This is a genomic window from Streptomyces sp. NPDC007856, from assembly GCF_042868225.1.
GTDB lineage: Bacteria > Actinomycetota > Actinomycetes > Streptomycetales > Streptomycetaceae > Streptomyces.
The window spans coordinates 130701-152606 of the sequence record NZ_JBIAEC010000013.1 but is presented as its reverse complement, the minus strand read 5'-3'; the positions used below and the strand labels follow the sequence as shown (position 1 = coordinate 152606).

The 21906-nt window shown below is 72.0% G+C and carries 18 protein-coding genes and 3 pseudogenes; 13 read left to right on the top strand and 8 right to left on the bottom strand.

Annotated elements, in window-relative coordinates; all coding sequences use genetic code 11:
• Window positions 1–125: 125 nt before the first annotated feature.
• The 5 genes from ACFYOH_RS29105 to ACFYOH_RS29085 all read left to right on the top strand — a co-directional run bounded on the left by ACFYOH_RS29105 (window position 126) and on the right by ACFYOH_RS29085 (window position 4954).
• Entirely contained in the window at window positions 126–1142 is a 1017-nt protein-coding gene (locus ACFYOH_RS29105; protein WP_388631375.1) for a cytochrome c oxidase assembly protein, read from the top strand.
• Between the two features lie 66 nt (window positions 1143–1208).
• Window positions 1209–1865, top strand: a complete 657-nt coding sequence (locus tag ACFYOH_RS29100; RefSeq protein ID WP_388631372.1) for a flavin reductase family protein — start codon at window positions 1209–1211, stop codon at window positions 1863–1865.
• A 118-nt stretch (window positions 1866–1983) separates the two neighbouring features.
• Entirely contained in the window at window positions 1984–3279 is a 1296-nt protein-coding gene (locus tag ACFYOH_RS29095) for an FAD-dependent oxidoreductase (RefSeq protein ID WP_388631369.1), read from the top strand.
• 96 nt (window positions 3280–3375) lie between these two features.
• Window positions 3376–3717 (top strand): YciI family protein, encoded by a 342-nt coding sequence (locus ACFYOH_RS29090; protein WP_388631366.1) that lies wholly within the window; start codon window positions 3376–3378, stop codon window positions 3715–3717.
• Window positions 3704–4954 carry an RNA polymerase sigma factor gene (locus tag ACFYOH_RS29085; RefSeq protein WP_388631363.1) on the top strand — a complete coding sequence of 417 codons (1251 nt, stop codon included), beginning with the start codon at window positions 3704–3706 and terminating at the stop codon, window positions 4952–4954. The genes ACFYOH_RS29090 and ACFYOH_RS29085 overlap by 14 nt, the downstream gene beginning before the upstream one ends.
• 8 nt (window positions 4955–4962) lie before the next feature.
• On the opposite strand, the pseudogene ACFYOH_RS29080 reads toward ACFYOH_RS29085, so the two are convergent.
• A pseudogene (locus ACFYOH_RS29080) lies at window positions 4963–5380 on the bottom strand (LLM class flavin-dependent oxidoreductase); the annotation flags it as partial.
• Between the two features lie 244 nt (window positions 5381–5624).
• Here ACFYOH_RS29080 and ACFYOH_RS29075 point away from each other — a divergent pair.
• Window positions 5625–6001 (top strand): annotated as a pseudogene (locus ACFYOH_RS29075) (carbohydrate ABC transporter permease); the annotation flags it as partial.
• A gap of 68 nt (window positions 6002–6069) precedes the next feature.
• On the opposite strand, the gene ACFYOH_RS29070 reads toward ACFYOH_RS29075, so the two are convergent.
• The gene (locus tag ACFYOH_RS29070) at window positions 6070–6651 is read right to left on the bottom strand and encodes a helix-turn-helix domain-containing protein (RefSeq protein WP_388631360.1); all 582 of its coding nucleotides are present in this window, start codon (window positions 6649–6651) and stop codon (window positions 6070–6072) included.
• Between the two features lie 119 nt (window positions 6652–6770).
• Here ACFYOH_RS29070 and ACFYOH_RS29065 point away from each other — a divergent pair, with 119 nt between their 5' ends.
• The 3 genes from ACFYOH_RS29065 to ACFYOH_RS29055 are packed head-to-tail and all read left to right on the top strand — an operon-like array spanning window position 6771 to window position 9028.
• Entirely contained in the window at window positions 6771–7607 is an 837-nt protein-coding gene (locus tag ACFYOH_RS29065) for an EamA family transporter (protein WP_388631357.1), read from the top strand.
• 28 nt (window positions 7608–7635) lie between these two features.
• Complete coding sequence (locus ACFYOH_RS29060) at window positions 7636–8283, top strand: FMN-binding negative transcriptional regulator (protein WP_388631354.1); 648 nt, start codon at window positions 7636–7638, stop codon at window positions 8281–8283.
• 37 nt (window positions 8284–8320) lie between these two features.
• Window positions 8321–9028 (top strand): B3/4 domain-containing protein, encoded by a 708-nt coding sequence (locus tag ACFYOH_RS29055; RefSeq protein ID WP_388631352.1) that lies wholly within the window; start codon window positions 8321–8323, stop codon window positions 9026–9028.
• A gap of 36 nt (window positions 9029–9064) precedes the next feature.
• Here the strand turns inward: ACFYOH_RS29055 and lpdA are convergent, their stop codons facing one another.
• Window positions 9065–10477, bottom strand: coding sequence for a dihydrolipoyl dehydrogenase (lpdA, locus tag ACFYOH_RS29050; protein WP_388631712.1), 1413 nt, complete (start codon window positions 10475–10477; stop codon window positions 9065–9067).
• A gap of 182 nt (window positions 10478–10659) precedes the next feature.
• Between lpdA and ACFYOH_RS29045 the strand changes: the two genes are divergently transcribed.
• The gene (locus tag ACFYOH_RS29045; protein WP_388631349.1) at window positions 10660–11529 is read left to right on the top strand and encodes a helix-turn-helix domain-containing protein; all 870 of its coding nucleotides are present in this window, start codon (window positions 10660–10662) and stop codon (window positions 11527–11529) included.
• A gap of 22 nt (window positions 11530–11551) precedes the next feature.
• Here the strand turns inward: ACFYOH_RS29045 and ACFYOH_RS29040 are convergent, their stop codons facing one another.
• Genes ACFYOH_RS29040 through ACFYOH_RS29020 form a run of 5 tightly spaced genes read right to left on the bottom strand, consistent with a single transcriptional unit; the run spans window position 11552 to window position 17869 of the window.
• Window positions 11552–12742 (bottom strand): thiolase family protein, encoded by a 1191-nt coding sequence (locus tag ACFYOH_RS29040; protein ID WP_388631347.1) that lies wholly within the window; start codon window positions 12740–12742, stop codon window positions 11552–11554.
• Window positions 12739–13383 carry a CoA transferase subunit B gene (locus tag ACFYOH_RS29035; protein WP_388631344.1) on the bottom strand — a complete coding sequence of 215 codons (645 nt, stop codon included), beginning with the start codon at window positions 13381–13383 and terminating at the stop codon, window positions 12739–12741. Before ACFYOH_RS29035 ends, ACFYOH_RS29040 begins: the two co-directional genes overlap by 4 nt.
• Window positions 13380–14138 (bottom strand): CoA transferase subunit A, encoded by a 759-nt coding sequence (locus ACFYOH_RS29030; protein WP_388631341.1) that lies wholly within the window; start codon window positions 14136–14138, stop codon window positions 13380–13382. The genes ACFYOH_RS29035 and ACFYOH_RS29030 overlap by 4 nt, the downstream gene beginning before the upstream one ends.
• A gap of 12 nt (window positions 14139–14150) precedes the next feature.
• Window positions 14151–15923 (bottom strand): FAD-dependent oxidoreductase, encoded by a 1773-nt coding sequence (locus ACFYOH_RS29025; RefSeq protein WP_388631339.1) that lies wholly within the window; start codon window positions 15921–15923, stop codon window positions 14151–14153.
• 17 nt (window positions 15924–15940) lie between these two features.
• Complete coding sequence (locus ACFYOH_RS29020; RefSeq protein WP_388631336.1) at window positions 15941–17869, bottom strand: maleylacetate reductase and hydroxyquinol 1,2-dioxygenase domain-containing protein; 1929 nt, start codon at window positions 17867–17869, stop codon at window positions 15941–15943.
• A gap of 119 nt (window positions 17870–17988) precedes the next feature.
• Here ACFYOH_RS29020 and ACFYOH_RS29015 point away from each other — a divergent pair.
• The 3 genes and pseudogenes from ACFYOH_RS29015 to ACFYOH_RS29005 all read left to right on the top strand — a co-directional run.
• Window positions 17989–18097, top strand: a pseudogene (locus tag ACFYOH_RS29015) (DNA-binding response regulator); the annotation flags it as partial.
• A gap of 77 nt (window positions 18098–18174) precedes the next feature.
• On the top strand, window positions 18175–19329 hold the full coding sequence (locus tag ACFYOH_RS29010) for a hypothetical protein (protein ID WP_388631334.1): 1155 nt from the start codon (window positions 18175–18177) through the stop codon (window positions 19327–19329).
• 176 nt (window positions 19330–19505) lie between these two features.
• Window positions 19506–21803 carry an FUSC family protein gene (locus ACFYOH_RS29005; protein WP_388631331.1) on the top strand — a complete coding sequence of 766 codons (2298 nt, stop codon included), beginning with the start codon at window positions 19506–19508 and terminating at the stop codon, window positions 21801–21803.
• The last annotated feature ends 103 nt before the right edge of the window (window positions 21804–21906 follow it).

Genomic DNA, 21906 nt, shown 5'->3' with positions numbered 1-21906 from the left:
GATCCCCGCATTTCACCCCGGCGTGCGGCACCCCGATGCCCGTCCTCGGGCCGCGGGGGACTAGCGTCTTCCCGTCATGGATCCGAGCCGGTTCTTCCATGTCGAGCCGAAGGAGGACGATCTGCATGGATGGTCACGCGATGACCGAACTGTCGGCGGGCCAGCTCCCCGAGCTGACCACGGGGCGTCTGCTGTCCACGTGGCACCTGGACGTCCCCGCACTGCTGCTGGTCATCGCACTGGGCGCGCTCTACGGCTGGGGCGTCGCACGGCTGCGCAGGCGCGGCACGCCCTGGCCGCCCGCCCGGGTGATCGCGTTCGCGCTGCTCGGCCTGGGCGCGCTGGTGGTGGCCACGATGTCCGCCCTGGCCGTCTACGACCACGTGCTGTTCTGGCCGGCCGCCGTGCAGAACATCCTCCTCGACCTCGTCGCACCCCTCGGTCTGGCCCTGGGCGATCCGCTGCGGCTCGCCGTCGAGGCGGTGCCGGAGGGGGCCGCCGCACGAGTGCGCCGGGCCATGACCGGCCGCTTGGTGCGGGTGCTGACGTTCCCGCTGGTCAGCACCGCCCTGGTGCTCGGCACCGAGCTGACGGTGTACTTCACGCCGTACTTCGAGACCGCCCTGCGCGTGGGCTGGCTGCACGAGCTGATGTATCTGCACCTGCTCGCGGCCGGCAGCCTGTTCGTCGTGCCGGTGCTGACCCACGAAGAGGCGCTGCCCGCCTGGTGCACCCACCCGGTGCGAGCGGCGCTGGTGTTCCTGGACGGCATCGTCGACGCGGTGCCGGGAGTCGTGGTGATGACGCACAGCACGCTGATCGCGGGCGCCTGGTACCTGCACCACGCGCCGAGCTGGTCCCCGGACGTCCAGCACGACCAGCAGATCGGCGGCGGCGCGATGCTCGGCATCGCCGAGCTGGTCGCGTTGCCCTTCCTGCTGGCGCTGCTGTTCCAGTGGGCGCGGGCGGAGCGGGTCCAGACCGCGGCCCTCGACCGCCGCCTCGACGCGGAACTGGCTCCCGTCCCGGCACCCTCCCCGGACCACGGTCACGCAGCGGCCCCCGAACGGGTACGCCCCTGGTGGGAGACCGAGCAGAACGAGGTGGCCGCGCGGATCCGGAGCCAGCACCGGGAGAAGTGAGCCCGCCATGATCGCGGGTGCACGGTTCGGCTGCCGCCGAACGGCCGGCGCCCTACCGTCACCCGCATGGACACCGCAGCGCACCCGGCCGGGAACAACGCCGGCCACCTGACCATCACCCCGAGCCTCTACTTCGGCACCCCCGTCGTGCTGCTCACCACCGAGAACCCGGACGGCACCGTCAACCTGGCGCCGATCTCGTCGGCCTGGGCGCTCGGGCAGGTCGTGGTGCTCGGGCTCGGCAGGCAGGGCCAGACCGGTGCGAACCTGGCGGTCCGGCCGGAGCTGGTGATCAGCCTGCCCGAACCCCGGCACTGGGCGGCCGTCGAGCACCTGGGCGAGCTCACCGGCCGGCCCGCGGCGGCCGGGCACGGACCCCGCCGCGCCCGCTACGAGCCGGACAAGTTCACGGCAGCCGGTTTCCGTGCCCAGGCCTCGCACACGGTCCGCCCGCCGCGGGTGGCCGAGTGCCCGATCCAGCTGGAGGCCCGCGCCGCCGGGGTGGGCACCGACGCGGCCGGCGACTTCCTGATCGTCGAGGCCCGGGTGCTGAAGGTGCACGCCGACCCGCGCCTGGTGGTCCCCGGAACCCAGCACATCGAGCCCGCGGCCTGGAGTCCGCTGATCTACAACTTCCGGCACTACTTCGGACTCGGCCCCGAGCTCGGGCACAGCGGCGTGTCCGAAACGCCGAGCAGGAGCGCCGCAGCCGCCGCTCGCTGATCGCCTCGCCCCGGAGTGCGGCGCGGCACGGTCCGCGGGAGGCCGGAATCCGGCCGAAGGAGTAGGCTGTATATTCATCAAATGGTGAATTAATGCTCTCGTGAAGGGCAGGCCTGCCATGGAACAGACCACATGCTGCGTCGTGGGAGGCGGCCCCGCCGGCATGGTGCTCGCTCTGCTGCTGGCCCGGTCCGGGGTCCCGGTGACGGTGCTGGAGAAGCACGGCGACTTCCTGCGCGACTTCCGCGGCGACACCGTCCACCCCTCCACCCTGGGGCTGCTGGACGACCTCGGTCTGGCCGAGCGCTTCGCCGAGCTGCCGCAACGCCGGGTCCGCACCGTCCAGCTGCCCATCGGACCCGACGGCGCTGCGGTCATGGTCGGGGACCTCTCGGTCCTGCCGCGTCCCTACAACTACGTGGCGATGGTGCCCCAGTGGGACCTGCTGGACCTGCTCGCGGACGAGGCCCGGCGCGAGCCGTCCTTCGAGCTGCGGATGAACACGGAGGCCACCGACTTCCTGATCGAATCCGGACGGGTGAACGGGGTGCGCTACCGCACCGCCGACGGCGGCACGGGCGAGCTGCGCGCCCTGCTCACCGTCGCCTGCGACGGCCGCGGATCACTGGCCCGGTCCCGCCCGGAACTGCGCCTGCGCCGCTTCCCCTGCCCGATGGACGCCTGGTGGTTCCGGCTGCCGCGCCGGGACAGCGATCCGCGGGGGCTCTACGGCGCCGCCGGTGACCGCTTCCTGACCGCGATGATCGACCGCGGCGACTACTGGCAGTGCGCGGGGATCATCCCCAAGGGCACCGACGCACAGCGCCGCGCCGCCGGGCTCGACCGCTTCCTGGCCGACTTCACCGCGGCCGTCCCCTGGATCGCCGACCGCGCACACGCCCTGAGCTCATGGGACGACGTCAAGCTCCTCGACGTACGGCTGGACCGCCTGCGCCGCTGGCACCGCCCCGGTCTGCTGTGCATCGGCGACGCCGCGCACGCGATGTCCCCGATCTTCGGCATCGGCATCAACCTCGCGGTCCAGGACGCCGTGGCCGCCGCCCGCTACCTCACCGAGCCACTGCGCCGGGGCAGGGTGGCACCACGCGACGTACGCCGTCTGCAGCGCCGCCGCCGTCCCGCCACGGTCGTCACACAGACCCTCCAGCGGGTGGCCCACGCCCGCGTCATCGCTCCCGTCCTGCAGGGCCGGCCACCCCTCGGACGCGAGCAGGGGGCCCGGCGCATGGCTCGCCTGCTCGCCGAGTCACCGTGGGTGCGCCGGCTGCCCGCGTACTTCATCGGCTACGGCGCACTCAAGGAACGGCCACCCGGATCGGCCGTCCACCGGGCGGGACCGGGCACCGCGGCGCCGCCCGGCGAGACGGACACGGCCGTCGAGGTGTCCCCTTGAAACGATCGCGACGGAAATTTTCGGGACGCCCTGTCCTGTCGGCGCCTTCTCGTTCGTCGTGCAGGTAGACAGGCAAGGACGACCGAGGAGGACACCATGAAGTACGTGCTGCTGCTGACCCGCGGCGCCTGGCAGGAAGAGGGCTCCGACCAGGAGCGCGGCGAGGTCTATGGGCGGCTCATGGAGTGGTTCACCAAGCACCGCGCCGACGGGACGATCGTCGACGCCCAGCAGCTTCGCGAACCCGAGACCGCGACCACGGTCGTGGTCGAGCAGGGCCGCTCCACCATGATCGACCGCCCGCTGCTGGAGGCCAAGGAGGCGATCGGCGGCTACGCGATCGTCGAGGTACCCGACCTGGACGCCGCGCTGGAGCTGGCCGCGAGCTTCCCGGTGCCCGACGGCAAGGTGGAGGTGCGTCCGATTGTCGAGCGCTGACTCGGCCGGCGCCCGGGACACCCGGTCACTGATCGAGCGGGTCTTCCGCGAGGAGGCGGGCCGGCTGACCGCCAGCCTGGTCCGCCTCCTCGGCGACTTCGACCTGGCCGAGGAGATGGTCAGCGAGGCCGTCGTCGAGGCGCTGCGGCGCTGGCCGAGTTCCGGTCCGCCCAGCCGGCCCGGAGCCTGGCTGCTGACCTGCGCGCGCAACAAGGCCCTCGACCGTATCCGCCGCGAGGCCCGCTTCCAGGACCGGCTCCCGCAGCTCGCGGCCCGCATCGAGGCCCTGCCCGAGACGGCCGAGCGCGAGCCCGACGACCGCCTCCGGCTCATCTTCACCTGCTGCCACCCGGCACTGGACCCGGACGCCCAGGTGGCGCTGACCCTGCGCGCCGTCGTGGGCCTGACGACAGCGGAGATCGCGCGGGCGTTCATGGTGCCCGAGGCCACCCTCGCCAAGCGGGTGACCCGGGCCAAGCGGAAGATCGCCACTGCCGGCATCCCCTATCGCGCACCCGAGCCGGAGGAGCGCGCCGGACGACTGCCCCAGGTCATGCGCGTGGTGTACCTCGTCTTCAACGAGGGCTGCTTCACCACCGGGGGAGACCGGGGAGACCTGGGAGTACGGCGCGAACTGGTGGACGACGCCGAATGGCTCGCCGGCCTCCTCGCCGGCTCACTGCCCCACGAGCCAGAACCCCTTGCCCTGCTGGCCCTGATCCGTCTGCACGCCGCCCGCTGGCCCGCCCGCCTGGACACCGAGGGACGGCTGATTCCGCTTGCCGACCAGGACCGATCCCGATGGGACACCCGGCGCATCCGCAGCGCCACCGCACTCATCGAGCGGGCCGCCGAGCTGGGCAGGCCGGGCCCCTACCAGATCGAAGCCGCCATCGCCGCCGTGCACTGCGAGGCGCCCAGCTGGAAAGACACCGACTGGCCCCAACTCCTGTGCCTGTACGACATGTTGCTGGCCGTCGACCCGTCACCGGTGGTACGCCTGAACCGCGCGATCGTGGTCAGCCACACCGACGGCCCCGCCATCGCACTGACCCAGGTCGAGGCGCTCGGCGGTCAGTTGGGCCGTTACCACCTGTTCCACGCCACCCGGGCCGCACTCCTGCGCGACCTGGGCCGCGACGCGGAGGCCACCGAGGCCGACCGGCAGGCCCTCCGCCTCACCGCCAACCCCGCCGAACGCTCCCTGCTCACCGCCCGCCTGACGCAGGAGACGTGACACGGGCTTCAGGTGTCGAGCCGGGCTTGCAGCGTCTTCCCGGCCGGGTACAGGCGCGCGGTGGTCCACCCCGGCGGCACGCCATACCCGGAGCCGGTCGCGCACCATGGCTTCGGTACCGATCAGCGTCGTACCCAGGACCATCTCGTCGGTCACCAGCGCCGCCGCGCGGTCCGGGTCGCCGGCCTGCCATCGCTCGCGCACCTCGGCGGCGTCCTCGGCCCAGCCCTGACGGCTGTAGGCGTTGTTGTAGAAGTTGGTGGACGTCGAACCCATGCCCCCTGAGCTGAAGGCCAGTTCCTTCTTGCCCCGGGCGGTCATCGCGCCGAGGGCCTCCTCGCCGGGCGCGAAGGCGACCTCGGCGCCCTGGCAGACGTCCAGGTCCGCGCGGGTGCGGCCGCTGCGGGTCAGGCCGTCGTCGAGGTGAAGTAGGCGTCGCCCGACGGCTGTGCAGTCCTCGCTCTCACGGCGTGCGGCCGTGAGTACGGTCACCCCGCCGGAGCGCCGCCCGTGTGACGTCGCCGAGTCCCCTCTCGGCCGGGTCAGCCGAGGGCCAGCCGCGTGAGCGTCAGGTCGAGCCATCGGCCGAACTTGACGCCCACCTCCGGCACGGTACCGACGTGCCGGAGCCTGAACCGCTCGTGCAGCCCGATCGACGCGGTGTTCCCACAGGAGCCGGCTGACGGCGTTCGCCTTCGTCGCCCCGCTCGTCGCCTACCTCGCCGCGTTCTACCTCCACCCCCTCTACCGCAACCTCGATCTGAGCCTGCGCGACTACACCGTCCGCTCCTTGGTCACCGGTGACGCGCCGTTCTCCGGCTGGGACAACTGCCGCAAGGTGCTGGACGATCCGGCGTTCGGTCCGGCGATACGGCACACCATGGTCTTCACCTTCGTGTCGATCGCGTTCCAGTACGCCATCGGACTCGCCCTCGCGGTCTTCTTCAACCGGCGGGAGTGGCCCCGGTCGGCTGGCTCACCTCGCCCTACTGGGCCCTGACCTCGGTCGTCGTCGCCAACGTCTGGATCGGCATCCCGTTCAGTGTGAAAGCTGACCTCACGCTGAGGCCGGAGCCAGAGACGAGTACGCCCCGGATGTCGGCCGGGGGCGTACTTCATGTGGCGGCGGGTCCGGGCGGCAGGTGGACCGTCATGATCAGGTGGCAGGTCTCGGTGCCCGCGCCCCGGTAGGTGTGCGGGATGTCGCCGTCGAACGTGGCGGTCTGGCCGGCTTCTACGGTGTGCTCCGCGCCGTCGGCGATCAGGGTCATGCGGCCCGAGGTGACACTGACGGTCTCCACGACGCCGGCCTGGTGCGGGTGGCTCGGATACTCCTCGCCCGGTTCCAGCCGCCAGCGCCAGACCTCGACCGGCGCGGGGCCGGAGGTCGTCAGCATGAGACGGGCCTCGCTGCCGCGCTCTCCGGTCCACAGGGGCGCGACGGCGTCGCCGGACACCACGCGGACGCGGCCTTCGGGCGGCCCCTGCATCAGCGCGGACACCGAGATGCCGAGGGTGTCGGCCAGCCGGACCAGGGTGGCCAGATTGGGGTTGCCCTGGGCCTTCTCCAGTCCCACGAGGGCACCCTTGCTGACCTGGGCGCGCCGGCTGAGTTCGTCCAGGGACAGCCCGGCGCGGACGCGGGCCGCCCGGACGTTGTGCGCGACCGACCGCAGGGCGGCGGCTGTCTCGGCCACCTGATCACCGTCCTTACCTATGCCTTGAGTACTGGAATGTACTGCACGGTCATTCGGTTGACATGGAAGGGTCGGTCTGTTGTACCGTGTGGTCGTTCTGCTGACCTCAAGGATGTGCTGTGATCGCTCTGCCGCTGGCCCTGGGCAGCTCAGTCGCGTACGGATGCGCCGACTTCCTCGGCGGCCTCGGCGCCCGCAAAGCGCATGTGCTGCGGACCGTGCTGGTCGCGGCCCCGGCCAGTCTCGCGGTCGAGCTGCTGCTGTGGCCGGTGCTCGGTGCCTCGTTCGGCTCCGGAGCCCTCGCCTGGGGTGCCGCGTCCGGGGTCGCCTCGGCCGCCGCGTTCGCCCTGCTCTACCGCACCCTGGCGCTCGGCCCGATGAACGTCCTGTCGCCGGTGACCGCGCTGGTCTCCGCCGCGCTGCCCGTCGCCGTCGGCCTGCTCCAGGGCGAGCAGCTGACCGTCGCCGGGCTGGTGGGACTGCCGCTCGCCCTGGTCGCGGTGGTGCTGGTCAGCGCCGGGCACGGTGCGGGTTCGGCCCGACCGTCCCGCACGGCGCTCCTGCTGGCCCTCGGCGCCGGCGCCGCCATCGCCCTCCAGCTGGTCTTCCTGCACCAGGCGCCGTCCGACAGCGGCGTGGCCCCGCTGATCATCGGCCGCGCCGTCTCCTCGGCCGTCACGCTAGCCGCCGCCGGGCTGCTGCGCCGCAGGCTGGGCACGGAACGCCCGGCGTACGCCGTGTCCGCGGCGGCCGGCGTGCTGGACTCGGTGGCCAACCTGCTGTTCCTGCTCGCCGCCCGCAGCGGGGACCTGACCGTCGTCGCCGTGATCACCGCCCTCTACCCGGCCGGCACGGTCCTGCTCGCCCGCGGTGTGCTCGCCGAACGCATCCACCGCGGCCAGCTCGTCGGCCTGGGCACCGCCGCCGTGGCCGTCAGCCTCCTGGCCCTGACCTGAGCGGGCCTGCACAACCAAGGAGAAGAGCATGCTCGTTCACCCCTGGGACGCCGCCCTGGAAGATGCCGAATGGCAGACCTGGATCGCGGACGGCCATGATTTCGGGCAGCTCGGCGTCAACGGCCTGCCGGGCAACCCGCCCACGGTCGTCCCCACCCACTTCACCTGCTACGGCAACCACCTCCTGGTCCACCTGGCCAAGTCCAACCCGGTCTGGCAGGCGATCGAGCACGACCCGCACGTCGTCCTCACCGTCATAGGCGACTACGCCTTCATCCCCGGCCCCTGGCGCGCCAGGCCCGGCACCCCGCCCACCGACGGCGTCCCCACCAGCTACTACGCGGCCGTCCAGTTCACCTGCCGCGCCCATGTCGTCGACGACCCCGAGGCCAAGGCCGATCTGCTGCGCCGTCAGCTCGCCCACTTCCAGCCCGGCGGCGACCACGCCCCCGTCGCCGTGGACCAGCCGCCGTTCGGCCGGATGCTGTCCGGCATCCGCGGCCTGCGCCTGGAAGTCACCGATGTGCGGGCCAAGTTCAAGTACGACGACCACAAACCGGTCGAGCACCGAACCGCGGTCGCCGACCGCCTCACCGAGCGCGGCCAGGGCCTGGACGTGCCCACCGCACGCCAGCAGTTGCGCCGCCTCGATCGCATCGGCCCCTGGAAGCTCTGAACGCCCCGTCCGCACACAGGAAACGGAACCTCCGCGCATGCCCGCCTTCCGCATCGCCTCCGCCGTGGCAGAAGCCTTCCCCGGCACCCTCATCGCCCTGGTCACCGCAAGTGGCCTGCGCGGCCATGAGCCCTGGCCCCACACCGCCGCCGCTCTGGAGGAGCTGGAGCAGCAACTCGCCGAGGGCACCTGGCGCCCCGCCGACGAGACCGACCCCCGCATCGAGGCCTGGCACGCCGCCTACCGCTCCTTCGGCACCAACCCCCGCCGTATCCGCCCGAGCGTCGACGCACTCGGCCGCCGCCTCGCCAAGAAGGGCAGCCTGCCGCGCATCAACCCGGCCGTCGACTCCTACAACTCCGTGTCCGTCCGGCACGGTCTACCGGCCGGCGCCTTCGATCTGGCCCATGTCACCGGTGACGTGGACATCCGCCACGCGGACGGCACCGAGTCCTTCACCCCGCTCGGCGAACCCGGCACGATCGAGAACCCCAAGCCGGGCGAGGTCGTCTACGTCGACACCACCGGCGTCCTCACCCGTCACTGGAACCACCGGGACGCGCACCGCACCCGCGTCACCGAAGACTCCACGCACATCACCTTCGTCCTCGAAACCCTCCGCGCGGACCGGGACGGTGACCTCCTCAAGGTCGCGGCCGACGAGCTGCAGGGTCTGCTCGCCCCGCACGCCGACCAGACCGCCGTGCACCACCTGAGCCCGACCCAACCGCAGGCCACTGTCTGAGCCCGCGAAGACGAGGGGGCGGAGTGTCGGCGTCGGTCACAAGTTGATCATGTGTCCGGCCAGGCCGTGGACCGCCTCCTGGAGCGCCTCGCCGAGCGTCGGGTGGGCGTGGACGTTGCGGGCGATCTCATGGACGGTGAGGTCCCACTGCTGGGCCAGGGTCAGCTCGGGCAGCAGCTCGGTGACGTCCGGGCCGATGAGATGCCCGCCGACCAGCTCGCCGTACCTGGCGTCGCTGATCAACTTCACGAAGCCGGTGGCGTCGCCCAGGCCGTGCGCCTTGGCGTTCGCCGTGAACGGGAACTTCGCCACCTTGACGTCGTACCCCCGTTCGCGCGCCTGCGCCTCGGTGTAGCCGAAGCTCGCGATCTGCGGCTGGCAGAAGGTGGCCCGCGGGATCATCGCGTAGTCCAGCTCCATGGTCTCCGCGTCCGCGAGCGTCTCGGCGGCGATCACGCCCATCGCCTCGGCCGCGTGCGCGAGCATCAGCTTCGCGGTGACGTCCCCGATGGCGTAGAAGTGCGGCACGTTCGTACGGCAGCGGCCGTCGACGTCGATCGCGCCGCGCTCGGAGACCTGCACGCCGGTGTTCTCCAGGCCGTAGCCGCTCACGTTGGGGGCGAAGCCGAGCGCCTGGAGGACCTTGTCGGCCTCCAGGATCTGCTGGGAACCGTCCTTGCCGGTGACCGTGACGCGGACCCGGGGGCCCGATTCGTCGATGGAGTCGACGCGGGTGGAGGTGAGCGCGTCGATGCCCAGCCTGCGGTACTGCTTGGCGAGTTCGGCGGAGACCTCGGCGTCCTCCAGCGGGGCGAGGCGGTCCAGGAACTCGACGATCGTGACCTTCACGCCGTAGCTGTGCAGGATGTAGGCGAACTCGACGCCGATCGCGCCGGCGCCCGCGATGATGATCGACTGCGGCAGATCCTCGGCGAGGATCTGCTCCTCGAAGGTGACCACGCGGGAGGTGCGCCGGGTGCCGGGCAGCAGTTTGGGTGTGGCACCGGTCGCGATGACGCAGTGGTCGAATCCGATGGTGCGCGGGTCGCCGTCGGAGCCGGACACCTGGAGGGTGTGCGGGTCGAGGAACGTGCCGTGACCGTCGATCTCCGTGATCTTGTTCTTCTTCATCAGGTAGTGCACGCCCTTGACCCGGCCATCGGCGACCGTGCGGCTGCGTCGGAACGCCTCGCCGTAGTCGAAGGACACCTGTCCGTCGACGCGGATGCCGAAGGTCTTCGCCTCGCGGGTGACGATGTGCGCCAGCTCGGCGTTGCGCAACAGGGCCTTGGTCGGAATGCAGCCCACGTTCAGGCAGATGCCGCCCCAGTACTTCCGCTCGACGACGGCGACGCGTTTGCCCAGCTGGGCGGCGCGGATCGCGGCCACATAGCCACCGGGGCCGGCCCCGAGCACCACCACGTCGAAGCGGTCGTCCTGCTCGTCCACCATTGATGCCTCCTGCAGTGGGACGCGTTCGGGCTCCGGCCAGAGTTCCCCGTTCGACGCAGGCGGCAAACAGCGGGGTCGTCCCGGCGGTCGTGGACGTCACCTGCGCGACCGGGGTCCTTCTCGATGGCCGACGCCTGGTTTATCCTTCAACCATGCGGGTGTCGTGAGGAGGTCGCACCGTGACGGAACTCGGCCTGGCCGACACGGTCGGCATCCTGCGACAGCCCGGTGTGCGGACTCGGCACAGCAGCTCAGGGCTCGGATGGGACCGGCTGTATCTCTCCGCGCAGGTGGAGCAGCCCTACCGTGCGGCCTTCGACCCGGCCCCCACCCATCTGCTGATCCTGCACCTCAGCGGCCCCGTCACCGTGCGACGGGGGCAGGGGGCGGACAGGCGGTCACGGGCCATCCCGGCCGGTGGGCTCTTTCTGCAGCCGGCCGGCCGGAGTCTCGCCGTGGAACTCGGCGGGCGGCTGGACACCATCCACGCCTACCTCACGGAGGACGTCCTGCGCGACGCGAACGGCGGACGGCCCGTGGAGCTGACCGAGGAGCTCGGGACCAGCGACCCACTTGCCGAGCAGCTCGTGCTCGCCCTGGAGAACGCGGTCCGCTCCTGGGAGCCGTCGGCCCGCACCTACACCGACCAGCTGACCGGGATGCTCGCCGCGCAGCTCGTACGCCGCCACGGCGTCCGCGCGAAGGCGCCTGCGCCCGACCGGTCCGGGCTGTCCGACCGGCAGCTCGCCGCCGTCCGCGACCTCATGGACCAGCGCCTCGCCGAACCGCTGCCGATCGCGGACCTCGCCACGTCGGCCTCGCTGAGCCCGAGCCAGTTCACCCGGAGGTTCCGGGCGAGCACCGGCCAGTCGCCCCACCAGTTCCTGCTCAAGCTGCGCCTGGAGGCCGCGTGCCGGCTGCTGCGCACCACCTCCACCCCGATCGCGGACGTGGCCGCCGCCTGCGGCTTCTCCCACCAGGAGCACCTCACCCGGGTCATGCGCGCCCGACTGGGCACCACCCCGGCCGCACTGCGCCGCTCCGGCTGAGGCGGCCCCTCACGGCCGCCCCTCAGCGCTCCAGTACCAGGGCCAGCGCCTGGCCCACCCCGATGCACAGCGCCGCCAGACCGGTGCCGGTGCCCGCCGCGGCCAGCTGGTGCGCGACCGCTCCGGTGATACGGGCGCCCGACGCGCCCAGCGGGTGGCCGATGGCGATGGCGCCGCCGCGCGGGTTGACCACCTCGGGGTCGAGTTCCGGCAGCGCGGCCAGGCAGGCCAGCGCCTGGGCCGCGTAGGCCTCGTTCAGCTCGATCGTGTGCAGATCACCGGGTGCGACCGCGGACTTGTCGAGCACCTTGCGGATGGCGTCGACCGGTCCGAGTCCGAAGTACTGCGGCTCGATGCCCGTCACCGCCGCCGCCCGCACCCGGGCCAGGGGCTCGCGGCCGATCGCCGAGAGCCCGTCCTCATCGGCGAGCAGCAGCGCGGCCGCACCGTCGTTGAGCGGTGAGGCGTTGCCGGCCGTGATCGTGCCGTCCGTGACGAAGGCCGGCTTGAGCTTGGCGAGTGCCTCCAGGGAGGTGTTGTCCCGGATGCCCTCGTCGCGGGGCAGGTCCACCCCCTCGACGGGGACGACCTCTCCCGCGTACCGGCCCTCGCGCCAGGCGCGGGCCGCGTTGCGGTGGCTGGCCAGGGCGAACGCGTCCTGCGCGTCCCGGCTGACGGCGTACTTGGCCCCGACGAGTTCCGCGCTCTCGCCGAGCGGGATCGTCCACCGTGCCGGCATCCGAGGGTTCACCATCCGCCAGCCGAGCGTGGTCGAGTGCAGCTGCTGGTCCTTCGCCGGGAAGGCCCGCTCCGGCTTCGGCAGCACCCAGGGCGCCCGGCTCATCGACTCCACGCCGCCCGCCACCGCGATGGAGGCGTCGCCGAGCGCGATGGCGCGGGCCGCCTGGATGACGGCCTCCATTCCGGATCCGCACAGCCGGTTGACCGTGGCGCCGGGCACGCCGACCGGGAGGCCGGCGAGCAGGACGGCCATGCGGGCCACGTCGCGGTTCTCCTCGCCCGCGCCGTTGGCGTTGCCGAGCAGCACGTCGTCGATGCGCGCGGGGTCCAGGCCGGGGCTGCGGTCGACCAGGGCGCGCAGCACACCGGCGGCGAGGTCGTCCGGACGTACGTCCGCCAGGGCACCGCCGTAGCGGCCGAAGGGAGTACGGACGGCGTCGACTATGTACACGTCACGCGGTCGTTCGATCATCGGTTGCCCCCAACAGGCCTGACGAGGAGTGGGGTATGGGCGGCGATCCGGTCGGCCGCGACACCCGGTGCGACCTCGACGAGTTCGAGCCCGTCGGGCCTGACGTCGAGGACGCACAGGTCGGTGATGATCCGGTCCACGCAGCCACGGCCGGTCAGTGGGAGCGTGCACTCCTGGACGATCTTGGAGGTGCCGTCCTTCGTCAGGTGCTCCATGAGCACCACGACCCGGCCGGCGCCGTGCACGAGGTCCATGGCACCGCCCATCCCCTTGATCATCCTTCCGGGGACCGCCCAGTTGGCGAGGTCGCCGCGGACCGAGACCTGCAGCGCACCCAGGATGGCGGTGTCGATGTGACCGCCGCGGATCATGCCGAAGGAGAGCGAGGAGTCGAAGAAGGACGCCCCTGGCCGTACGGTCACGGTCTCCTTGCCCGCGTTGATGAGGTCGGCGTCGACCTCGTCGGGCGACGGGTACGGCCCGACGCCGAGCAGCCCGTTCTCCGAGTGCAGGACGACGTCCACGCCCGCCGGCAGGAAGTCCGCCACGCGGGTGGGCAGCCCGATGCCCAGGTTGACGTAGTCGCCGTCTTTCAGCTCGCTCGCGGCGCGCGCCGCCATCTCGTCCCTGCTCCAGCTCATCGCTCGCGCACCGTCCTCTTCTCGATTCCCTTGTCGGCCGCCTGTTCGGGGGTCAGCGCGACGACACGCTGCACGAACACCCCCGGCAGATGGATCTCGTCGGGGCCGAGTACGCCCGGCTCGACCAGCTCCTCCACCTCGGCGACGGTGATGCGCCCGGCCATGGCGGCCGGCGGGTTGAAGTTGCGGGCCGCGCGCCGGAAGACGAGGTTGCCGTGGCGGTCCCCGCGCGCCGCCCTGACCAGCGCGTAGTCCGTGGTGATGGCGTGTTCCAGGATGTGGTCCACGCCGCCGAAGGACCGCACCTCCTTGGGCGGCGAGGCCACGGCGACCGAACCGTCCGGGGCATAGCGCCACGGCAGTCCGCCCTCGGCGACCTGGGTGCCGACGCCGGCCGGGGTGTAGAAGGCCGGGATGCCCGCGCCGCCCGCGCGCAGCCGCTCGGCGAGCGTGCCCTGCGGGGTCAGTTCGACCTCCAGCTCGCCCGCGAGGTACTGGCGGGCGAACTCCTTGTTCTCGCCGATGTACGAGCCCGTGACCCGGGCGATGCGGCCGGCGGCCAGCAGGATGCCGAGGCCTCGGCCGTCGACGCCGCAGTTGTTCGACACGACCGTCAGGCCGCTCGCCCCGCTGTCGTACAGGGCGCCGATGAGCGCCTCGGGGACGCCGCTCAGCCCGAAGCCGCCGACGGCGAACGACCGTCCGTCCGTCACGTCCGCCAGGGCCTCCGCGGCCGTGGCCATCACCTTGTCCATCCTGCTTCTCTCCTACCGGGCCAGCACCCGGCGCAGTGCGCCGAGGAGTTCGTCCCGGGCCGAATGCGCGCTCCCGGGGGCGGTGGCGCGGCGCCAGGCGACATAGCCGTCCGGGCGCACCAGTAGCACGCCGTCCTCGGCGATCTCGCCGACGCGGCTCCATTCGCCGTACGCGTCACGGGAGTTGTCGTCCCCGATACGCACCACCCGCAGCGGAACCCCGAGCTCTGCTCGGCACGCGGTCGCGGCCGAGTCCCAGACGCCGCCCGACAGGCCGGTCAGCACGGTGAAAGTGCCGCCGCCGACGACGTCCAGCGTGGACAGCCGCTCGCCCTGGCCGTCGACGAGCCACGCGTGCGGCAGTTTCGCGCCGGGCCGGGTGGTCGGCCGGGCCACCAACTCGCTGTCCGCTTCCCAGACTTCGGCGGGCCCGTCGTCGGGAAGCACGGCTGCGGAGACATAGCGCTGGTTCATCTCGACGCCGTGCGCGTTGAACTCGTAGTTCTTCAGCTGGATCGCCTCTTCGAGCAGACGCCGCTTCTTGGCGCCCTCGGGCGTCGGCGCGCCGATGGCCGCGAGCCCCCCGGCGATGGCCGCGTGGTCGCCGCCACCACCGATGCCGAGTACGTCGAAGATCGGGCCGAACTGGTCCCGGCTGAGGTTGGCCCGCTCGACGATCTGCCGCCCGACGGGGGCCCGTTCTGCGGAGTAGCTGTCGAGCAGCTCGGGGCCGGCCTCGCCGCGGATCACCATCGCGAGCTTCCAGGCGAGGTTGTAGGAATCCTGTATGGAGGTGTTGGAGCCGAGCCCGTTGGACGGCGGATGACGGTGCACCGCGTCGCCCGCACAGAAGACCCTCCCGGACGCATACGTCGTGGCGTAGGCGTGGTTGACGGTCCACAGCGAGGTGGAGGTGATCTCCACCGGCAGGTCGGGGTCACCGACCAGGTCGCGCACGATCCGCCGCGCCGACTCCTCGTCCACCTCCGGTGGCGGCTGCTCGATGTCGTACCCCCACACCAGCAGCCATTCGTTCCACGGACGGACCATCCGGACCAGGCCCATGCCGATCCCGCCGGTCTCCGCCCCGGGCTGCAGCACCCAGTACAGGACGCTCGGCCGGTGGGCGCAGTACCGGGTGAGGTCGGCCTTGAAGACGATGTTCATGCTGCCGGCCTTGGCCATCCGGCCGTCGAAGGGAAGGCCGAGCTGCTCGGCGACCGTGCTGCGCCCGCCGTCCGCGCCGATCAGGTAGCGGGCCCGCACGGTGAACTCGTCGCCGCGGATCCGGTCGCGCAGCAGTGCGGTGACGCCGTCCTCGTCCTGGGTGAAGCTGAGGAACTCGGTGTCGAAGCGCACTTTGGCACCGCGGGCCGCCGCGTTGTTCGCCAGGATCGGCTCCAGGTAGGTCTGCGGGAGGTCGATCATCTGGCAGGGGCTGGTCGCGGCGTATTCGGTGGCCGACGCGGGCCCCGTGCCCCAGCTGCGGATGCGGCCGATCTCCTGCCCGGTGAGCGCGGTGCACAGCACCGTGTCGCCCATGAGCTGGGACGGGCTGCCGACGGCCAGCGCCTCGGACTCCACCCCGAGATCGCGCAGGACCTCCATGGTGCGCTGGTTGGTGATGTGCGCCCGCGGCGTGTTGGCGAGCCAGCCGTACTTCGTCACCAGCAGGGTGCGGATGCCGTAGGTGGCCAGCAGCAGCGCGGCCGAGCCGCCGGCGGGGCCGCTGCCGACGACGAGGACGTCGGTGTCGTACGCGCGTTGCGCATCGGGGATGGACATGGCTGGGCGCTCCTCGGTCATCCGGCCAGGGGGGCGAGACGGAAGGTGTATGCGAGCCGGCGCCACTCGCCGTCGACCGCGCGGCCGTCAGGGGTGGGACCGGTCTGTGGTGCGAAGTCGACGACGAGCTCGTCCTTGACGCCGAAGACGGTGTCGCTGTCCAGGTAGGCACCGCCCGACACGAACAGCTGCGTCACGAGCCGGCGGTGGCCGGGCGCGTCGATCATGAAGTGCAGGTGGGGCGCGCGGAAGGGGTGGCGTCCGGTCGCCTTGAGCATCTGTCCGACCGTCCCGTCCTGGGGGATCGGGTACTCCGCGGGCAGGATGGACCAGAACGTGATCCGACCCTGGCCGTCGGTGCGCAGCCGGCCACGCAGCACCGGCCCCTCCAGCTCCGGGAGCTGGACGTCGTAGAAGCCGTCCTCGTTGGACTGCCACACATCCACGACCGCGTCCCCGACCGGCTCGCCGGCGGTGTCCGTGATCCGCGCGTCCACCCAGAGCGGGGTGCCGGGCAGCCCCCCGGAGATGTCGCCGCCGTACGGGGTTTCGGGCGGACCCTCGACGTAGAAGGGTCCGAGGACCGCGGACGGAGTGGTGTGCGGTGTACGGGAGTTGGTGAGCAGATCCACGACACTGGAGACGCCGAGCGTGTCCGACAGCAGCACGAACTCCTGACGCGTCGGGCTGCAGCTCGCGCCGGTGCGGGTGAGGAAGTCGATGGCGTACTGCCATTCGGCATCGGTGACGTCGTTGGCGGCGACGAAGGTGTGCAGATGCCGGACCAGGTCGCTCAGCAGGGTGCGGACGCGCGGATCGGCGGCCCGCGCGAAGCTGGCCACGACCTGCTCGGTGAGGCGGGCCAGCTTGGCCTCCGTGGCGGGGGGCGCCTCGGGGCGGCGTCCGTGCCAGGCGCCGGTCAGCAGCTCCGCGATGCCCTCGGTGGTCAGCTCACGCGGGTTCGGGTACGGCGTGGAGGTGGCCAGCTCGGCCGCGCGGGGGAGACCGGACTCCGGCATGCCGAGGTCGCGCAGCGAGGTGGGGCCGCCCAGGGCGGCGACCAGGTCGTACACGCCGCTGGGCGCGTCGGGCACGCCCAGGGCGTCGGCGATGCGGCGCATCACCTCGGGCACCGCGGACGCGTTGTGGGCCATGACGTGCGGGAGGACGACGGTGTGCGTCTCGGCGTGCGGGAGATCGAAGCTGCCGCCGAGGGTGTGGCACAGCTTGTGGTGCAGGCCCATGCCCACGGTGGCGAGGCAGGTCCCGGCGAGCCAGGCCGCGTGCAGCAGATCTGCGCGCGCCGCCAGGTCGGCCGGGTCTGCGGCGAGGCGGGGCAGCGCCCGGGCGATGCGGGAGATCGCGTCGAGGGCCTGCTGGTCGGTCACCGGGTTCGCGTCGGCGGAGTACAGGGCCTCGACGGCGTGGGCGAGCGCGTTCACGCCGCTCGTGACCGTCAGGGACAGCGGCAGGGTGAGGGTGAAGTCGACGTCGTAGACGACGGTCTCGGGCAGGATGTCCGGAGACGACCGGGTGACCTTGCGTCCGTCCCGCGTCTCGCCGAGGACGGGGGTCACCTCGGAGCCGGCGTACGTGGTCGGCAAGATCACCTGCGGCAGTCCCGTGCGCAGAGCCAGCGCCTTGGAAAGCCCCGTCGTGGAACCGCCTCCGACGGCGACGATGCCGTCCACGGAGGCCTCCCTGAGCACGTCGAGCGCCTGCTGGGTCACCTCCACCGGGGTGTGCATGGCCGCGCCGTCGAACTCCGCCGCAAGCAGGCCGCCGAGCGCCTGGCGGACCCTGCCGGAGGCCGCCGCGAGGGGTGCACTGGACAGCAGCAGCACCCGGGAGCAGCCGAGCCGCCCGACCTCCTCGCCGAGCCGGCCGACCGTGCCGGCGCCGAAGACCACCCGCGCGGGGTGGGATGTGTAGACGAACGTCCGCATGGAACTGTGCCTCCGCGTGTCATCCGGTCCCGTCGGTCCTTGAGCCACCGAGTATGCGAACGACGTCCGCGTGAACTCCTGCACGATCCGCGCGCTCCACTGCACGAAACACGCGTGCGCGTCTGCGCGACGGCGACGGTGTGACGGTCTCCCGGGAACTGCGCTCTCGGATGCCCGAGTTGGCCTGCCTGATGTCGACCTCCTTCGACGACGAGGAGGCCCGCCTGAATCCGGTACGTCGGTGGGCATGCCGGACAACCGTTGCCACGTTCTCGCCCTCTTCCTCTGTGACCGAGAGGGGGACCATGAGGGCGAGCTGGCAACGGGTGGTGACCGTCGGCGTATGCGGCGGAGTGCTGACGTGTGCGGGTTTGGTGCAGCCGGCGGCGGCCGGCGAAGACCCGCCGAGGATCAGCCAGGCGTACGCGGACCCACACCCCGGAGAGGCCATCGGTATCGATCTGCTCAACTACGACTGGAAGCCGGGCGCGCACCTGGTGGCCGAATCACCGGTCTTCGCGGCACCGATCCCGATGGACAACCAGGCCGGGAACACCGGGGGGTTCGGTTTCAAGGCGCCCATCCCGGCGTCGGCCAGACCCGGATCGTATCCGCTCGTCGTCAAGGCCCGAGGCAAGGTCGTGGCCCGTGACACCATCGATGTCAAGCCGATGAAGGGTCCATCCATCGAGGTGGACGGCGGCAACCCGAGGCGGCCGGGCATGACGGTGAATGTCTTCTTCGACGACCTGTTCCCCGGTGAGCGTGGGTATTCCTTCACGGCTCACTCCACGGCGTTCACCTCGCCGGTCCGCCTCGCACACGACAAGAAGTCCTGGAACAACACCCGTACTTTCAACGCCTTCGACGTGCCGCTGCGGTACACCCTCCATGACGGGACGTACGCGGTATGGGTGACCGATGCGGGCGGCAAGCGGAAGGCCGAGGCAAGGCTGGAGATCCGCTCGGCCCGCCCGGGCGACGACGACTACGTGGGCCAGGCCAAGGGCCCCGCGTTCTTCGGGAAGCAGGGCTATCTGTACGACGCCCGGGCCAAGGGCTTCACGATCGCGGCGGGCAGGACGGTGTACGTCAGGTGGGAGGACGCGCACCCGGACCTCGGGGAGCAGGATCGGATGGCCGCGACATCGCCGGCGTTCCAGACCCCGGCCAAGCTGACATTCGACGTACCCAAGGGCCATGAGGGGGACGACCCGGTCTTCTGGGGCCCGGCACGGATCAAGCCCGGCCTGAAGCCGGGCAGGTATCCCGTCACCGTCGTCAGCCACCACGGGCGGGTGACGCAGACCGGCTACCTCACCGTCACCGGCTCCGCTCGCGACGACGGCGGGCACAAACTGCCGACCGCCGCGTGGGCGGGTGCGGCCTGCGGAGCCTTCGTTCTGAGCGCCGCCGCAGTGCTGGTGGCTCGGAGGCGCAGGCGGGCGCCCCTGTCCTGACCGACGACCGACGACCGACGACCGGCGACCCGGTCCGCCGCCGTCGTGGTTCGCCATGGCCGAGGCGGTCGGTCCACGAGCCATGCGCGGCCTGGTGAGCGCCGGACCCTTAACGTGAGGGAGACGTGTTTCCCGGCTCCGGAACCCAGCCAGGGCCGTGTCGGCGGGAGGTGTCCATGTCCGTGCAGATCGCGGGGCGTATGCCGACCGCGACGCGCCTGGTGACATGGTTGCGTGAGCGCGATCCGGATCTGGCGGCGACGCGGCGCGCCGCACGGACCGCGATCGTCATGCCGACCCTGTTCGCCCTGTGCAGTCAGGCGCTCCACTCTTCGACGATGGCGAGTTTCGCCGCGTTCGGGTCCTTCTCGATGCTGCTGCTGGTCGACTTCAGCGGTCCGATGGTGGAGCGGCTGCGGGCGCAGACGGCGCTCGCGGTGGCCTGGGCGGTGCTGATCTGCGTGGGGACACTGGTGGCGCGCCAGACCTGGCTCGCCGTGGCCACGACGCTGCTGGTCGGCTTCGTCGTCCTGTTCTCCGGCGTCGTCAGCTCACTCCTGGCGGGCAGCACGACCGCGCTCCTGCTGGCGTTCGTCCTGCCGGTCACGACACCGGTGCCGCCGTCCCAGCTGTTCGACCGCCTCGCGGGCGCCGGGCTCGCGGCAGCGGCGGCGCTGCCCGCGGTCTGCCTGCTGTGGCCGCGCCCCGTCGCCGATACGCTCAGCGCGCCTGCCGCCCGGGTCTGCCGTGCCGCCGCCGCACACCTGCGCACGGACGCCGCCGGCCTGGGCGGACTCGGACCCGTGGCCGACGCCGCGCAGCGCCGGGCGGCAGCCGACCGGACCGCCGACGCCGGCGCGGAACTGCGGCGCGTCTTCGACACCACCCCGTACCGCCCGACCGGCCTGTCCACGACCTCGCGCGCCGTGGTCCGCCTGGTCGACGAGCTGACCTGGGTGAGCATCATCCTGGCGGACCGACCGGCCCCCACCGACGGGCCACCGGCCTGCGACCCCGCCGCGCGCACGGCCCGCCTCGTGGCCGCGGACGTCCTCGATCACGCCGCCGACCTCCTGACCGACATGTGCGGGGACGCGGGCCCGCTGCGGACCTCCATGGAGAGGCTGCGAGCGATCATCGCCGGGATGGAGAAGACCTCCACCACGCGCCTGCCCGCCGACCCCCCGATCGGTGACAGCCCGGCGGAGATCTACGCGTTCATCGCCACACTCGACCCGTCCTTCCGCGCCCAGGAGCTCGGGTACGCCGTCCTGCAGATCGCCGGTAACGTCGAACTGGCCGCCACCGCATGGCAACGCCCCTGGCCAGACCGGCTCCTCGGCCGCGAACCGGCCGCGCTGACCGCGCCGCTGGCCCTGGCCCGCGAAAGGGCCGCGGCGCATCTCGGACCACGCTCGGTGTGGCTGCACAACAGCCTGCGCGGCGCCGTCGGACTCGGTATCGCGGTGCTCCTCGCCGACCTGACCGGGGTACAGCACTCCTTCTGGGTACTGCTCGGCACCCTGTCCGTGCTGCGCTCCAACGCCCTCAACACCGGCCAGCGCGCCCTGCGTGCGGTGCTCGGCACCGTGCTCGGCTCCTTCGTCGGCGCCGGGCTGCTGCAACTCATCGGGCACCACGGCACCGGCCTGTGGTTCCTGCTCCCGCTCGCCATCCTGGTGGCCGGCATCGCCCCCGCCGCCATCTCCTTCACCGCGGGGCAGGCCGCCTTCACGGTCACCCTTGTCGTGCTGTTCAACATCGGCCAGAACCCCGACTGGCACATCGCCCTGCTCCGCGTGCAGGACATCGGTCTGGGCTGCGCCGTCAGCATCATCGTCGCGCTGTTCTTCTGGCCCCGTGGTGCCACGGCCGCCGTCCACACGGCTCTCGCCGAGGCGTACACCGACAGCGCCCGCTACCTCGTCGACGCCGTGGACTTCGCCCTCGCCCACTGCACCTCCGCGAAGACCCTCGACGAACCCGTGCGGCAGAGCCGCGAGGCGGCGGCCGCCGCCCGCCGCCTCGACGACGCCTTCCGGACCTACCTCGCCGAACGCGGCGCGAAGCCCCTGTCCATGGCGGACATGACGACACTGGTCACCGGCGTGGCCGCCCTGCGGCTGGCCGCCGATGCCGTCGTCTCCCTGTGGCGGGGTTGCGGTCCGGCACCCGGGGACGCCGCCCAGACCGATGCCCACCGCGCAGTCCTCGGCGCCGCATCCCGCGTCGCGCAGTGGTACCGCGGCTTCGCGGCGAGCCTCAGCCGGCGTGCCCCCTCCCCGGACCCCGTCCAGCTGCATCCCGAGTCCGCCGCCCGGCTCGTGGGATCCGTCCGCACCGACCTGGTCGACGGCGGGCGCCAGGCCACAGCCACCGCCGTCCGCATCATCTGGACCCGTGACCACGTCGACGTCGCCCGCCGCCTCCAGCCCAGCCTGGTCGCGGCGGCCCAGGGACGTGGCGGCCACTGATCCGCCGGGTGCCGCGCTCGTGTGCCGGGCCGCTGAGCACAAGGCCGCGTGGCGATGTCAGCAGTCCGTCCAGGTGTGTGCTGGCTCGATGTGGGGCGACCAT